This window comes from Leifsonia sp. NPDC058194 (genome assembly GCF_042883605.1).
Classification (GTDB): Bacteria; Actinomycetota; Actinomycetes; order Actinomycetales; family Microbacteriaceae; genus Leifsonia.
Genome location: NZ_JBHVVL010000002.1, coordinates 786,489 through 800,651, shown reverse-complemented (window position 1 = coordinate 800,651; position 14,163 = coordinate 786,489). Strand labels below are relative to the sequence as shown.

Genomic DNA, 14,163 nt, shown 5'->3' with positions numbered 1-14,163 from the left:
TCGATCCGGGTGCTCGGCATCGACCCCGGTCTGACACGATGCGGCGTCGGAATCGTCGACGTGCGCTCGGATCGTCGCGCCGCGCTGGTGGAGGTGACGGTCATCCGCACCCCGCCCGGGATGCCGATCGAGGAACGTCTGCTCGCGGTCGGCGACGGCATCGAGCGACTGCTCGACGAGCACCGGCCGGCCGCTGTGGCGATCGAGCGGGTCTTCGCCCAGCACAACCTGAGCACCGTGATGGGTGTCGCCCAGGTCAGCGGGGTGGCTCTGCACGCCGCAGCCAAGCGCGGCCTCCCCGTCGCCCTCCACACACCCAGCGAGGTGAAGGCCGCCGTGACCGGCTACGGGTCGGCGGACAAGAAGCAGGTGCAGGCGATGGTGGCGCGCATCCTCGGCCTGGCCGAGGTGCCCAAGCCCGCGGACGCCGCCGATGCGCTGGCCATCGCGATCTGCCATGCCTGGCGCGGCGGACCGGCCGCCGCACGTCCTGCCGCGCGCGGGACGGGCGATGCGCCGTCCGCGGACGCGCCGCAGACCCCCGCCCAGGCCGCATGGCTCGCCGCGGAGCGCTCCGCCCGCGCGTCGGCGGCTCCCCGTAGGCTGGCGAGGTGATCTCCTCTCTCCGCGGCACCGTCCTCTCCGCCAGCGGCGGCGCCGCCGTGATCGAGGTCGGTGGTGTCGGCTTCGCCGTGCAGCTGACCCCCGACCACGTCCTCTCGCTCCGCCTCGGGGACGAGGCGTTCGTCCACACCTCGATGATCGTGCGGGAGGACTCGCTCCAGCTCTTCGGCTTCGTCGATCGCGAGCAGCTCGACGTCTTCGAGCTGCTCACCGGGGTCACCGGCGTCGGGCCGAAGTCGGCGATCGGAGTGCTGTCGGTGCTGTCGCCCGACCAGATCGCCGACGCCGTCGCCTCCGACGATGACGCCCCGTTCCGCAAAGTCTCAGGGATCGGGCCGAAGACGGCGAAGCTGATCGTCGTCTCGCTGACGGGCAAGCTCGTGGCCACGCGCCGGGCGGCGCCGGCAGCCAAGACCTCCGGTGCTCCGTCCTCCGTCGCGGACAGCGTGCTGATCGCGCTCGTCGGCCTCGGCTGGCCCGAGCGCATCGCGGCGGAGGCGATCGCCGACGTCGTCGCCGGCACGGACGAGTCCGCCCGCGACTCGGTCCCGGCTCTGCTGCGGCTGACGCTGTCCCAGCTCGGCCCGGCCGCTCAGGGCGCCCGATGAGCGACGACCTCACCGACCCCGAGCTCGAGTCCGAATCGGAGCTCGCCTTCGAGGGGGCCCTGCGTCCCCGGTCGCTGGCGGAGTTCGTCGGCCAGGCCAAGGTGCGCGGCCAGCTCCAGCTCCTGCTCACCGCGGCGAAGATGCAGGACCGCACCGCCGATCACATCCTGCTCGCCGGCCCTCCCGGTCTCGGCAAGACGACCCTCGCGATGATCGTCGCCCACGAGAGCGGCCGTCCGCTGCGACTCTCCAGCGGCCCGGCGATCCAGCACGCCGGCGATCTCGCGGCGCTGCTGTCGTCGCTGACGCCCGGCGAGGTCCTGTTCATCGACGAGATCCATCGGATGGCGCGTTCGGCGGAAGAGATGCTCTATCTCGCGATGGAGGACTTCCGCATCGACATCATGGTCGGCAAAGGAGCGGGCGCGACGTCCATCCCTCTCGACCTCGCGCCGTTCACCCTCGTGGGAGCGACGACGCGGTCGGGTCTGCTGCCGAACCCGCTGCGCGACCGCTTCGGGTTCACCGCGCACCTCGAGTTCTACGACGAGGGCGAGCTGACCCAGGTGCTCGCGCGCGCAGCGACCATGCTCGAGCTCGACATCGATCGGGAGGCGCTGGCCGAGATCGCCGGCCGCTGCCGCGGCACTCCGCGGATCGCCAACCGTCTGCTGCGCCGCGTTCGCGACTACGCCCTCGTCCACGGCGGGGAGGCCGACCTCGCGGCGGTGCACGCCGCGCTCGAACTGTACGACGTCGACCCGCTCGGGCTCGACCGCCTCGACCGCGCCGTGCTGCACGCGATCCTGGAACGGTTCGACGGGGGACCGGTCGGCCTGAACACGCTCGCGGTCTCCGTCGGCGAGGAGTCGGAGACGATCGAATCGGTCGTCGAACCCTTCCTCGTGCGGATCGGGCTGCTGTCGCGGACCCCCAGAGGACGGGTCGCGACGCCCGCCGCCTGGCGCCACTTCGGGATTCCCGGCCCGCACCAAGCCCGTTCGGAGCAACCTTCCCTGATCGATGACTTATGATGTGAGGTGGCCGTTCGGCCCCTCAGACTCCCCACCGGAAGGTTCGGCAGAAATTCATGGCCATTGATCCGCTGACTATTGTGATGGTCGTCATCCTGGCGGCCCTCATCTTCTTCATGTTCCGCAACAGCCGCAAGCGCCAGCGCGAGCAGGCCGAGACGCGTTCGAAGATGGTGCCGGGCGCCGATGTCATGACGAACTTCGGTCTCTACGGCACGCTGCTGTCCGTCGACGAGGACGACAACACCGCGCTCATCGAGACCAGCCCGGGGCACGTGCTCAAGGTGCACCGCCAGGTGCTCGCCCGCGTCGTGGAGCCCACCGTCGCCGAGCCGGCCGAGGCCGACTCCGACGCGGAGCTCACCACCGGCGCCGCCGAGCTCAACGAGGACCACGCGATCCGCCACGACGAGCCGGAGTACGGCGAGCGGGTCGACGACGCCTCGAAGAAGCCCGGCGCGAAGAGCGACGACTAACTCCCGACCCGTGGGCCGCGGCGCTTCTGCGCGCGCGGAACACTCGTAGAAAGCTGAGTTCCTAGGTGGCAAAGTCGACTCCGGCCAAGAAAGCCTGGCGTTCCCTGACATGGCTCGGCGTGCTGGTGGTGGTCCTGCTCGGGACCCTCACCGCCGGCGTGCTGTTCAGCAACGCGACGTGGCTGCCGAAGCTCGCCCTCGACCTCGAGGGCGGCACCCAGGTGATCCTGACGCCGCAGGTCGAGAACGGACAGCAGATCCAGCAGCAGCAGCTGGACCAGGCCGTCTCGATCATCCGTCAGCGCATCGATGCCTCCGGCATCTCGGAGGCGCAGATCTCCACCGAGGGCTCACGCAACATCGTGGTCTCCCTCCCGGGCAAGCCCGACGAGGCGACCCTCAACCGGGTGAAGTCGAGCGCACGTCTCGACTTCCGCCCGGTGCTCATCTCGGGCGGCCCGACCAACGAGGTCGTGGGCGCGGACGGCAAGTCGACTCCGGCACCGACCCCGGAGCCCGGGCTCGCGTCGACACCGTCGACGTCGCCGACGAACGGCAGCGACCTGGCCTGGGTGACGCCGAAGCTCCAGGCGGACTTCAACGCGTACTCGTGCGCCTCGAACTCGTCGCAGGACACCAGTGCCGCGCCGACGGACCAGCCCCTCATCACCTGTGACGACCAGAACCAGGTCAAGTACCTGCTCGGGCCGGTCGAGGTGAAGGGCCAGAACATCAGTGACGCCTCTGCCGGGCTCATGCAGACCTCGCAGGGCGCGTCGAACGGTCAGTGGGCTGTCAACATCGTCTTCGACTCCACCGGCACCAAGCAGTTCGCCGATGTCACGACGCGCCTCGTCGGCCTGACCGGCGCACAGAACCAGTTCGCGATCGTCCTGGACGGCAAGGTCATCTCGGCTCCGACCACTCAGGCCGCGATCAGTGACGGCAAGCCGCAGATCAGCGGCAACTTCACCGAGACGACGGCCAAGGCGCTCGCGGACCAGCTGAAGTTCGGCGCGCTGCCGTTCAGCTTCAAGGTGCAGAGCCAGGACACGATCTCGGCGACGCTCGGTTCTGCTCAGTTGATCAGCGGTCTCGTCGCCGGCCTCATCGGCCTGATCCTGGTCGCGATCTACACCTTCTTCCAGTACCGCCTCCTCGGTCTCGTCACGATCTTCTCGCTCGTCGTCGCCGGTGTGCTGACCTGGCTGACGATCTCGCTGCTGTCGTGGCACTACGGCTACCGTCTGTCGCTGGCCGGCGTCGCGGGTCTGATCGTCGCGATCGGGTTCACAGCCGACTCGTTCATCGTCTACTTCGAACGAATACGCGACGAGTTGCGAGACGGGAGGAGTCTCGAATCGGCGGTGGAGGCCGGCTGGGCGCGTGCCCGCCGGACGATCTACGCATCGAAGGCCACCAACCTCCTCGCCGCCATCGTGCTGTACATCCTCGCCGCCGCGAACGTGCGCGGGTTCGCGTTCACGCTCGGTCTGACGACGATCATCGACGTCATCGTGGTCCTCCTGTTCACCCACCCGACGCTGCAGTTGCTGGGGCGCACCCGGTTCTTCAGCACCGGCCACTCGTGGTCCGGACTCGACCCGCAGGCGCTCGGCGCCGTGTACCGGGGAGCGGCGCAGTTCCGTTCCCCGACCGCTGCCAAGGTGGGCGCCGGCACGGCGGCTCGCAGCAGCAAGGAGGCGGCCCGCCGCCAGACGATCGCCGAGCGCAAGGCCGCGGAGCTGAGCGGCGCCTCGGCCTCGTCCTCGTCCTCCTCCGATCGATCGACCGATGGGAAGGACTCCTGATGGCCGCCAGTCGCCTCACAAAGTTCGGTAACGACCTCTACACCGGTGCGCGCTCGTTCGACTTCGTCGGCAAGCGCAAGATCTGGTACGTGATCGCGGCCGTCATGGTCGTCGTCTCGATCCTGATCCCGATCGTCAAGGGCGGGTTCAACTTCTCGATCGAGTTCCGCGGTGGTTCGCAGTTCCAGATCACCAATGTCGAGAACACCGACACCACCAAGGCGCAGGACGCCGTGACGAGCGTCGTCCCGAACGCCGTCTCGCACGTCAGTGTCGTCGGGTCCAACGCCGTCCAGGTGCAGACCGACCAGCTGTCGGACACTCAGACGAGGGCTGTCGCCGATGCGTTGGCGAAGGCCTACGACGTGCCGGACTCCGAGATCGCGTCGACCTTCATCGGCCCGTCCTGGGGCGCGGATGTGACGCAGCAGTCGATCCAGGGCCTGGTGGTGTTCCTCCTGCTGGCCTTCATCGCAATGGCCCTCTACTTCCGCACGTGGAAGATGTCGGCCTCGGCGATCATCTCGTTGTTCCACGACTTGATCATCACCGCCGGCATCTACGCGCTGGTCGGCTTCGAGGTGTCGCCGGCGACGATGATCGGCTTCCTGACGATCCTCGGCTACTCGCTCTATGACACGGTCGTGGTCTTCGACAAGGTGCGCGAGAACACCCGCGAGGAGATGGAACTGACGCGGCGCACGTTCGCCGAGTCGGTCAACCTGGCGGTGAACCAGACCCTGGTGCGCTCGATCAACACCGCGGTCGTCGCGGTGCTGCCCGTCGCCTCGATCCTGTTCATCGGCGCCTATGCGCTCGGTGCGGCAACGCTGCGGGACATCTCGCTCGCACTGCTGATCGGAATCATCGTCGGAACGTACTCGACGATCTTCCTGGCTGCACCGATGTACTCGCAGTTCCGTGAGGGCGAGCCCGCCGTCAAGAAGCACGACCAGAAGGTGCGGGCCATCCGTCCGAAGGCCGCGGCGGCGGCCCCCGAAGCGGTCGCGGCGGAGTAGAGCACACGCATGGGCGGCCCCTATCTCTCCGAAGACGAGGTGAGCGCTGCCCGCGCCCACGAGCTCGTGGCGGCCGGCGACGGCTGGCTCCTGGACGTGCGCGAACCGTTCGAGTGGGAGGAGGTGCGCTCTCCGGATGCGCACCTCATCCCGCTGTCGCAGTTGCAGGACCGTCAGGACGAGTTGCCGGAAGACCAGCAGATCATCGTGATCTGCCACTCCGGCGGCCGGTCGCGGATGGTCACAGACGCCCTGCTGCGCGCCGACATCCCGGCGGCGAACGTCGCGGGCGGCATGATCGCATGGGAGTCCAGCGGCGCTCCGATCGAGCGCGGTGCGAGCCCGACGGAGGCCTCCCGCTGATCGCTGCGAGCGGACTGCGGCCGGAACGCCCCCGTGATGCAGCGATAATGGACCACAGGAGGCGTGAACATGGTTGATACTTCGACACCACAGTCCGCCTCGCTGCGCCGCCTCGTGCCACGCATCTTCTCCCGTGCGCAGCCCGCCGGCGCGGTCGACACGCTCATCCGCACGGTCCGGATGCATCACCCCAAGGCGGACCTCTCCCTGATCGAGCGGGCGTACGCCGTCGCCGAGCGTGCGCACAGCGGACAGAAGCGTCGCTCGGGGGAGCCGTACATCACCCATCCCGTCGCCGTCGCGCAGATCATCGCCGACCTCGGGATCGGCGCGAAGACCATCGCCGCAGCCCTGCTCCACGACACGGTTGAAGACACCGAGTACACCCTCGACGAGCTGCGGGATCAGTTCGGCGACGAGATCGCGATGCTCGTCGACGGCGTGACGAAGCTCGACAAGGTGAAGTACGGCGACAGTGCGCAGGCCGAGACGGTGCGCAAGATGATCGTCGCGATGTCGAAAGACATCCGCGTGCTCATCATCAAGCTCGCGGACCGCCTGCACAACGCCCGCACCTGGGGCTTCGTGCCGGCGGCGAACGCGACCCGCAAGGCCACCGAGACCCTCGAGATCTACGCCCCGCTCGCACACCGGCTCGGTATCCAGGCCATCAAGTGGGAGCTCGAAGACCTGTCCTTCGCCGTGCTCTATCCGAAGCTCTACGCCGAGATCGAGAGCCTGGTGAAGCAGCGGACCCCGGAGCGGGAGCGGCTCGTCCAGCAGGTGATCGACGCGATCAACGACGACCTCAAATCAGCCCGCATCCGCGGCAAGGTCGTCGGCCGCCCCAAGCAGTACTACTCGATCTACCAGAAGATGGTCGTCCGCGGCCGTGAGTTCGACGATATCTACGACCTGGTCGGCATCCGTGTGCTCGTCAACACGGTGCGCGACTGCTACGCCGTGCTCGGACAGATCCACGCTCGCTGGACTCCGATGCCCGGGCGGTTCAAGGACTACATCGCGACTCCCAAGTTCAACCTGTACCAGTCGCTCCACACGACGGTGATCGGTCCGCAGGGCCGCCCGGTCGAGATCCAGATCCGTACCGAGGAGATGCACCAGCGCGCGGAGTTCGGTGTCGCGGCGCACTGGAAGTACAAGGAGCAGACCACGGGCAAGAGCGCGGGCGGTCCGGTGAAGGACGACACCGACCTCGCCTGGCTCGCGCACATCTCGGACTGGCAGGCCGAGACGGCCGATCCCTCGGAGTTCCTCGACTCCCTCCGATTCGAGATCGGAGCCAAAGAGGTCTATGTCTTCACGCCGAAGGGCCGGGTGATCGGACTCCCCGCGGGTGCGACGCCGGTGGACTTCGCCTATGCCGTGCACACCGAGGTCGGTCACCGCACGATGGGCGCCAAGGTGAACGGCCGCCTGGTCCCGCTCGAGAGCACATTGGCGACCGGTGACGTCGTCGAGATCTTCACCTCGAAGAACCCGGACTCGGGCCCGAGCCAGGACTGGCTCAACTTCGTCAAGAGCCCGCGTGCGCGGAACAAGATCCGTCAGTGGTTCACCAAGGAGCGCCGCGACGAGGCGATCGAGCAGGGCAAGGACGCCATCGCGCGCGCGATGCGCAAGCAGAACCTCCCGCTCCAGAAGCTGATGACGCAGGATGCGCTCGTCGAGGTCGCGTCGTCGCTGAAGTACGCCGACGTGTCCACGCTCTACGCCGCCGTCGGCGAGGGGCACGTGTCGACGCAGTCGGTGATCGAGAAGGTCGTCGCGTCGCTGCAGAGCGAGGTCGAGTCGGAGGGCGAGCTCGACATCCCCGTCAAGGGGCGCGGGCGACAGCTGCGCAACAGCGACTCCGGTGTGCTCGTGCGCGGTGCCCCGGACATCCTGGTGAAGCTCGCGAAGTGCTGCACTCCGGTGCCCGGCGACCCGATCGTCGGCTTCATCACACGCGGCCAGGGTGTCTCGGTCCACCAGGCCAACTGCCACAACGTGCAGTCGCTCCTGCAGGAGCCCGAGCGGATGATCGACGTGGAGTGGGCCCCGAGCTCGAAGAGCGTCTTCCTGGTGCAGATCCAGGTCGAGGCCCTCGATCGCTCCGGTCTGCTCTCCGACGTGACCCGCGTGCTCTCGGAGCATCACGTGAACATCCTGTCGGCGACCGTGACCACCTCCAGCGACCGGCTGGCTCTGAGCCGGTTCGTGTTCGAGATGGGCGACACCACGCATCTGGATCGCGTGCTCAACGCGGTCCGGCGCATCGACGGCGTCTACGACGTCTACCGCGTCAGCGCGGGCTGACATCGCGCGCTCCGGCATCGATGAGGGGGAGCCGGGCGCGTTCGACGGACCGGATCCGCTGCAGCGCCCGGACCGACCCGCCTCGACGGGTTCGGGGGACGAAGCGGGCCAGCGACTCCGGCATCGCTGCGTCGAGCGCGAGGAGATGGCGCACCTCGAGCGCCTCGGGCTCGTCGAACACCGGCGCGGAGAGCAAGAGGTCGGCGGCGGTGCGCAGGGGAGTCGTCACTGCGATCGGACCGATGGGGCGCGCCTCACCGGGCTTCAGCGTGCGCTGACGGCCGTCGACGGCGACCGGCACCCGGGTGCCGCGACGAGAAGGGTCGAGGCAGATCTGCGGGCGCGGCGGCGGGCTGCTCCGCGTTCCATGGATCCACGCGGCCGTTCCACGCTCGGCGATCGCCCGACGCGGCACGGTCGCCGCGAGTGCCTGCGCCCGGAGAGCCGGGGTGTCAGGTGTGTCCGTGGTGGCGAACGACTCGCCAACACGGTAGAGCTGGCCGTCGAGGCAGAGCGCGAGGAGCTCGGCGAGCGGGAGGATGCGGCGGTCGAGGAGGGTGGGGCACAGTGTCTCGGTCATCTCCCCAGCGTGGCGTGAGCGACGCCGAGGAGACGACCGAACGGACGATCTGTGGAGAAGCCCGGTCCCGGCTCCGCCTGTGGGGGATCAGCCGAGCGCGTCGAGCCAGATCCTGCGGGCGTCCAGCGCCTCCTGGGCGGCCTTGACCTTGGCGGCGTCGCCGCCCGCCTTGGCCTCCGTGAGCTCCTCCTCGAGCTTGGCGATGGCCGCGTTGAGCTGGCTGGCCAGCCCCTCGGTGCGCGCCTTCTTCTCGGGGTTGTTGCGCTCCCAGTGCTCCTCGTCGAGGCGGCGCACCGCCGTCTCGACCTTGCGGAGGCGGTCCTCGATCGGGCGGACCTGCTCGCGCGGCACGCGACCGATCGCATCCCAGCGCTCCTGGATGGAGATCAGGGCGTTGCGGGCGGTGTCGCGGTTCTTCTCGTTCAGGAGCGGCTCGGCCTCGTCGAGCAGGGCCAGCTTGAGCTGCAGGTTGGCCTCGTACTCGACGCTGTCGCGCGCGTCGACCTCGGCCTTCGCCGAGTAGATCGCGTCGCCCGCTGCCTTGAACCGCGCCCAGAGCGCGTCGTCGTTCTTCTTGCCGGCCCGGCCGGCGAGCTTCCACTGGTCGAGGAGGCGGCGGTACTCCGGCACTCCCTCGGCGCCCTGCGGGATGAGGCGTTCGGCCTGCTCGATCAATGCGTTCTTGCGGCTGCGCACGTCGCGGTGCTGGTTGTCCAGGTCGGCGAAGAACGACTTGCGGTTGTGCTCGATCGTCGAGCGCGCGGCGCGGAACCGCTTCCAGAGATCGTTGGCCTCGTTCTTGGGCAGCCGGGGTCCGTCGTGCTGATGGGACTGCCACCGGCCGAACAGCTCGTCGAGAGCCGCCGTGGTCTGCTTCCACTGCGTCCGCTCGGGATCCTGTGCGGCGAGGGCCTCGGCCTCCTCGACGATGGCCGTGCGCTCGGCGATGGCCGACTCGACCGCTGCCTTCGCTTCGGCGCTCTGCTGCTCCGTGAGTTCCTCGACGGTGCCGCCGAGCGCGTCGAGACGCGTCAGGAGCGATGACAGGTCGCCGACGGCGTTCGCGCCTTCGACCGATGAGCGGAGGTTCGAGACGGACTTGGCCACGTCGCCGGCGGGCGCACCGCGCCGGGCGCGCTGCTCCAGCAGGGAGACCTGCCCGGCGAGGTCCGTGTACTTGCGCTCGAAGTACGCGATCGCCTCCTCGGGCGTGCCGTCCGGGTACTGGCCGACCTCGCGTTCCGCGTCGCCCTCGCGGACGTACACGGTACCGGTCTCGTCGACGCGACCCCAGGGGTGCTGTTCAGAAGTAGCCAAGAGTCTCACCTTGCTGCTGTGCGGTCAGGGCGGAGAGCCCGCCCCACGGTGGAATCAGCCTATTGCACGCGCCGCATCACTGCAGCGTGAAGCTGTCGATCTTGGTCGCGACGACGGGCTTGCCGTCCGTGCCGCCCCCGTCGACGCCCTTCGCCACGACGTCGGAGTCGAGCGTGTCGAGACCACTCGTGATGGTGCCGAGGACGGTGTAGCCGCCCGCAGCGTCCGAGGGGATCTGGCTGTCCTTGTAGACGATGAAGAACTGACTGCCCTGGCTGTACCCGTTGCCGCTCTGGCGCGCCATCGCGATGGTGCCGGCGGGGTAGACGCCGTCGGTCGGCGCGTTCTCCACCGGGCCGTAGGAGTAGCCGGGGCCGCCCGTGCCGTCGCCGTTCGGGTCCCCGCACTGGAGCACGTAGATCCCGGAGGTCGTCAAACGGTGGCAGGTCAGGCCGTCGTAGAAGCCCTTCTGGGCGAGCGAGATCGTGGAGGAGACGGCCTGGGGGGCCTTCTTCCCGGCGAGCGTGACGCCGAGGTCGATCCCGTTGATGACGAGCGAGCCCTTCCAGTCGCGGCCCTCGGCGATGCTCGACGACGGCACGTCGCCCGTGTTCGCGCCGGTGGCGGCGGGAGAGGGGGTGGGAGAGCTGGTCGCCGACGGCGAGGCCGACGCGGTCGGCGCCCCGGGGCCTCCCGTGAAGTAGAGGAGCTGCGTCGCGACGGCGAGACCCACGACGACCACGACGGCGATGCCGGCGATCCAGTTGTCGCGCTTGCGGCGCTTGACCTTCGTCTCGTGCACGGTCTGCCGTGCCTGGTAGGCGCGCAGGCGCTCTCGCGCCTGCCGGGCGTCGCGGTCGTTCGGCTTGCTGGGTGCCACGTGTGTCCTCCGAGGGGCGCCGTCGAGCGGGGAGCCGGTGTCCTGGGGAGGACCGGTCCGCGGGTCAGGAGAACCCTATCCGGAGCACCTATGGACACCCAAACCAGCGCGCCGGGGGAGCGTGGCTGGGGCGGCTCTCGATGTCGGTGGCGGCCGGTAGCCTGGTGGGATGGTCGATGTGCAACCCGGGCTCCGTACGGGAGCGACGCCGCTCGCCGTGCGCATGCGGCCGACGTCGCTGGACGAGGTCGCTGGTCAGCGCCATCTTCTCCGGCCCGGCTCGCCGCTCGTGGCGCTCGCCTCCGACCAGTCGGGCGAGACCGGCTCGGTCTCCGTCATCCTCTGGGGTCCGCCCGGAACCGGCAAGACGACGCTCGCCCAGGCCATCGCGCACTCGTCGGGTCGTCGCTTCGTCGAGCTGTCGGCCGTCACCGCCGGGGTGAAGGACGTGCGCCTGGTCATGGACGAGGCCTTGTCGACCCGCGATCTCTACGGCGTCTCCACCGTGCTGTTCCTGGACGAGATCCACCGCTTCACGAAGGCCCAGCAGGACGCGCTGCTCCCGGGCGTCGAGAACGGCTGGGTGATCCTCGTCGCCGCCACGACGGAGAACCCGTCGTTCTCGGTGATCTCGCCGCTGCTCTCCCGCTCCCTGCTGCTCACCCTCGAGACGCTGAGCGACGACGATCTCGGTGTGGTCGTCGACCGCGCCGTGACCGACGACCGCGGTCTGGGCGGCCACTACACCCTCGCCGACGAGGCGCGCGCGGCGATCATCCGGCTGGCCTCCGGCGACGCGCGCCGCGCGCTGACCGCTCTGGAGGCGGCGTCGGTCTCGGCGGCGTCCGTCACGCCCGCGACAGCGAAGAAGAAGCCGGTGATCACCGCCGAGATCGTCGCTCAGGCCGTCGACCGCGCCCTGCTGCGCTACGACCGCAACGGCGACGAGCACTACGACGTGATCAGCGCCTTCATCAAGTCGGTGCGGGGCTCCGACGTCGATGCCGCCCTGCACTACCTCGCCCGGATGATCGAGGCGGGGGAGGATCCGCGCTTCATCGCGCGGCGCATCATCATCTCCGCCTCGGAGGACATCGGCATGGCCGACCCGCAGGCGCTCGTCGTCGCGATCGCCGCGGCGGACGCCGTGCAGTTCGTCGGGATGCCGGAGGGGCGCATCCCGCTCGCGCAGGCCGTCGTGCACCTGGCGACGGCCCCGAAGTCCAATGCCGCCTACATGGCCCTCGACGCCGCCATCGCCGACGTCCGCGCGGGGAAGATCGGCCGCGTCCCGAAGCACCTGCGCGACGCGCACTATCCCGGGGCGAAGCGGCTCGGTCACGGCAAGGGGTACAAGTATCCGCACGACGACGCCCTCGGCGTCCTCGAGCAGCAGTACCTGCCGGACGAGTTGAGGGACACGACGTACTACACGCCGACCGATCACGGCAACGAACGCGACCTCTCCGCGCGCTTGGCGAAGCTGCGCCGCATCGTGCGCGGACGATGACCGCATTCTGATACACTCGATGGGCCTAGAAGCGTGTGCGGCGTGCGGCTGCGCTCACCACGCTCTCGAAGGGGATAGTCCTGTAGCCGGGCGCCCCTGGCACTGAATCCCTCTCTCAGCGCACTCGTCGTGCGCGCGGGCGCCTCTGTCGCGTCCCGCAGTCCATGTACTAGAGAGACCATTGAAAGGAAACCGTGTCCTCACGTTCCCGCAGCAAGACCCGCGAGTCGCGTGCCCTCGGCATCGCGCTCACCCCGAAGGCCGCGCGCTACCTCGAGAAGCGCCCGTACGCCCCCGGTGAGCACGGCCGCACCAAGCGCAAGGCCGACTCCGACTACGCCGTGCGTCTGCGCGAGAAGCAGCGTCTGCGCGCCCAGTACGGCATCCGCGAGAAGCAGCTCCGCATCGCCTTCGAAGAGGCCCGTCGCACCCAGGGCCTGACCGGTGAGAACCTGGTCGAGATCCTCGAGATGCGTCTCGACGCGCTCGTGCTCCGCTCGGGCTTCGCCCGCACGATCTCGCAGGCCCGCCAGTTCGTCGTGCACCGTCACATCCTCGTCGACGGCAAGATCGTCGACCGTCCCTCCTTCCGCGTGAAGCCGGGTCAGCTCATCCACGTCAAGGCCCGCTCCGAGGGCACCGAGCCCTTCCAGGTCGCGGCCGCCGGCGGTCACGTCGACGTCCTCCCCAAGGTCCCGGCCTACCTCGACGTCGAGATCGACAAGCTCCAGGCCCGCCTCGAGCGTCGCCCGAAGCGTGCCGAGGTCCCCGTGACCTGTGAGGTCCAGCTGGTCGTCGAGTACTACGCGGCCCGCTAAGGCTCCGCGAGACTCCCGGAACGGGGTCGTGGCTTCGGCCGCGACCCCGTTCCGTCGTCTCCGGCGCTGTGCACGCCGCCGTGCGGGGCTACGCTGGAGCAGTATGCCGGTGACGGAATGGAAGGACGACTCGTGTCGGGTGGAGACATCGCAGGGCTCATCGCGGCGGGCGTGTTCGCCGTCCTCGTCGGCTTCATCGCCGTGCCGCTCCTCAAATTCGGCCGGGTGCTCGATCAGACCCGAGACTCGATCAAGGACGCCAGCGACGGCATCACGCCCATCCTGGACGAGACGGCGACGACGCTGCGCGAGACCAACAAGCAGCTCGCCCGCGTCGACACGATCACCAGGAACGTCGCCGACGTGACCGGCAACGTCTCGGCCCTCGTGTCGCTCTTCGCGGCCACCGTCGGAGGCCCGCTCATCAAGCTCGCCGGCTTCAGCGCGGCGGTCAGGGCCGCCTTCGCGACCGTCGGCGGCGCACGCCGAGGGCGCCGCGACCGCTCCGAGTAGAGCGGCCCGCTCCTCGGCGGCTGCCACTAGACTCGATCAGGTGTGCTCGCGCACCGGACACGGAGGGAAGAACAGCAATGAAGAGTTTCCTGTGGCTCCTCGTCGGCGTCGGGATCGGCTTCGTCGTCGCCCACAAGGTCAACGAGACGTCGAAGGGTCGCGAGTTCTTCAGCTCGCTCGACCAGAAGGCGCGCGACTTCGGAGACGCCGTCTCTGACGGCTACCGTCAGCGCGAGGCCGAGATCCGCTCCGCGATCGACGGCGACTGACCCGCATCACCGCCCACCCCCA

Annotated in this window: 15 protein-coding genes; 12 read left to right on the top strand and 3 right to left on the bottom strand. The window is 69.0% G+C overall.

Annotated features, from left to right (window positions below; translation table 11 throughout):
• Nucleotides 1-3: 3 nt before the first annotated feature.
• The 8 genes from ruvC (at nt 4) to ACFVU2_RS10570 (ending at nt 8,254) form a co-directional block, all read left to right on the top strand.
• Nucleotides 4-615 (top strand): crossover junction endodeoxyribonuclease RuvC, encoded by a 612-nt coding sequence (gene ruvC / locus ACFVU2_RS10605; RefSeq protein ID WP_387874435.1) that lies wholly within the window; start codon nt 4-6, stop codon nt 613-615.
• A complete protein-coding gene (gene ruvA, locus ACFVU2_RS10600; protein WP_387873710.1) occupies nt 612-1,232 on the top strand; it encodes a Holliday junction branch migration protein RuvA in 621 nt (206 codons plus the stop codon). Before ruvC ends, ruvA begins: the two co-directional genes overlap by 4 nt.
• Nucleotides 1,229-2,266: a Holliday junction branch migration DNA helicase RuvB gene (gene ruvB / locus ACFVU2_RS10595; protein WP_387873709.1), complete on the top strand. Its 1,038-nt coding sequence runs from the start codon at nt 1,229-1,231 to the stop codon at nt 2,264-2,266. The genes ruvA and ruvB overlap by 4 nt, the downstream gene beginning before the upstream one ends.
• A 56-nt stretch (nt 2,267-2,322) precedes the next feature.
• Nucleotides 2,323-2,742 (top strand): preprotein translocase subunit YajC, encoded by a 420-nt coding sequence (yajC, locus tag ACFVU2_RS10590; RefSeq protein WP_387873707.1) that lies wholly within the window; start codon nt 2,323-2,325, stop codon nt 2,740-2,742.
• Nucleotides 2,743-2,807: 65 nt separating this feature from the next.
• Nucleotides 2,808-4,553 (top strand): protein translocase subunit SecD, encoded by a 1,746-nt coding sequence (secD, locus tag ACFVU2_RS10585; RefSeq protein WP_387873704.1) that lies wholly within the window; start codon nt 2,808-2,810, stop codon nt 4,551-4,553.
• A complete protein-coding gene (secF, locus tag ACFVU2_RS10580; RefSeq protein WP_387873702.1) occupies nt 4,553-5,572 on the top strand; it encodes a protein translocase subunit SecF in 1,020 nt (339 codons plus the stop codon). The genes secD and secF overlap by 1 nt, the downstream gene beginning before the upstream one ends.
• Nucleotides 5,573-5,581: 9 nt before the next feature.
• Complete coding sequence (locus ACFVU2_RS10575; protein WP_387873700.1) at nt 5,582-5,935, top strand: rhodanese-like domain-containing protein; 354 nt, start codon at nt 5,582-5,584, stop codon at nt 5,933-5,935.
• Nucleotides 5,936-6,004: 69 nt separating this feature from the next.
• Nucleotides 6,005-8,254 carry a RelA/SpoT family protein gene (locus tag ACFVU2_RS10570; RefSeq protein WP_387873698.1) on the top strand — a complete coding sequence of 750 codons (2,250 nt, stop codon included), beginning with the start codon at nt 6,005-6,007 and terminating at the stop codon, nt 8,252-8,254.
• Here ACFVU2_RS10570 and ACFVU2_RS10565 read toward each other — a convergent pair.
• From ACFVU2_RS10565 to ACFVU2_RS10555, 3 genes are all read right to left on the bottom strand, one after another.
• Complete coding sequence (locus ACFVU2_RS10565; RefSeq protein ID WP_387873696.1) at nt 8,241-8,834, bottom strand: hypothetical protein; 594 nt, start codon at nt 8,832-8,834, stop codon at nt 8,241-8,243. The genes ACFVU2_RS10570 and ACFVU2_RS10565 overlap by 14 nt on opposite strands.
• Before the next feature lie 87 nt (nt 8,835-8,921).
• Entirely contained in the window at nt 8,922-10,151 is a 1,230-nt protein-coding gene (locus ACFVU2_RS10560; protein ID WP_387873694.1) for a DUF349 domain-containing protein, read from the bottom strand.
• Between the two features lie 76 nt (nt 10,152-10,227).
• The gene (locus ACFVU2_RS10555) at nt 10,228-11,031 is read right to left on the bottom strand and encodes a peptidylprolyl isomerase (RefSeq protein WP_387873691.1); all 804 of its coding nucleotides are present in this window, start codon (nt 11,029-11,031) and stop codon (nt 10,228-10,230) included.
• Nucleotides 11,032-11,200: 169 nt separating this feature from the next.
• Between ACFVU2_RS10555 and ACFVU2_RS10550 the strand changes: the two genes are divergently transcribed.
• The 4 genes from ACFVU2_RS10550 to ACFVU2_RS10535 all read left to right on the top strand — a co-directional run bounded on the left by ACFVU2_RS10550 (nt 11,201) and on the right by ACFVU2_RS10535 (nt 14,141).
• Complete coding sequence (locus ACFVU2_RS10550) at nt 11,201-12,541, top strand: replication-associated recombination protein A (protein WP_387873689.1); 1,341 nt, start codon at nt 11,201-11,203, stop codon at nt 12,539-12,541.
• 194 nt (nt 12,542-12,735) lie between these two features.
• A complete protein-coding gene (gene rpsD / locus ACFVU2_RS10545) occupies nt 12,736-13,359 on the top strand; it encodes a 30S ribosomal protein S4 (protein ID WP_387873686.1) in 624 nt (207 codons plus the stop codon).
• 132 nt (nt 13,360-13,491) lie between these two features.
• Complete coding sequence (locus ACFVU2_RS10540) at nt 13,492-13,872, top strand: DUF948 domain-containing protein (RefSeq protein ID WP_387873684.1); 381 nt, start codon at nt 13,492-13,494, stop codon at nt 13,870-13,872.
• Nucleotides 13,873-13,949: 77 nt separating this feature from the next.
• On the top strand, nt 13,950-14,141 hold the full coding sequence (locus ACFVU2_RS10535) for a hypothetical protein (RefSeq protein WP_387873681.1): 192 nt from the start codon (nt 13,950-13,952) through the stop codon (nt 14,139-14,141).
• Nucleotides 14,142-14,163 lie beyond the last annotated feature (22 nt).

Coding starts and splice junctions, on each gene's coding strand:
- ruvB (WP_387873709.1), top strand. CDS start 1,229: ATGAGCGACGACCTCACCGACCCCGAGCTCGAGTCCGAATCGGAGCTC.
- yajC (WP_387873707.1), top strand. CDS start 2,323: ATGGCCATTGATCCGCTGACTATTGTGATGGTCGTCATCCTGGCGGCC.
- secF (WP_387873702.1), top strand. CDS start 4,553: ATGGCCGCCAGTCGCCTCACAAAGTTCGGTAACGACCTCTACACCGGT.
- ACFVU2_RS10575 (WP_387873700.1), top strand. CDS start 5,582: ATGGGCGGCCCCTATCTCTCCGAAGACGAGGTGAGCGCTGCCCGCGCC.
- ACFVU2_RS10570 (WP_387873698.1), top strand. CDS start 6,005: ATGGTTGATACTTCGACACCACAGTCCGCCTCGCTGCGCCGCCTCGTG.
- ACFVU2_RS10565 (WP_387873696.1), bottom strand. CDS start 8,834: ATGACCGAGACACTGTGCCCCACCCTCCTCGACCGCCGCATCCTCCCG.
- ACFVU2_RS10550 (WP_387873689.1), top strand. CDS start 11,201: ATGGTCGATGTGCAACCCGGGCTCCGTACGGGAGCGACGCCGCTCGCC.
- ACFVU2_RS10535 (WP_387873681.1), top strand. CDS start 13,950: ATGAAGAGTTTCCTGTGGCTCCTCGTCGGCGTCGGGATCGGCTTCGTC.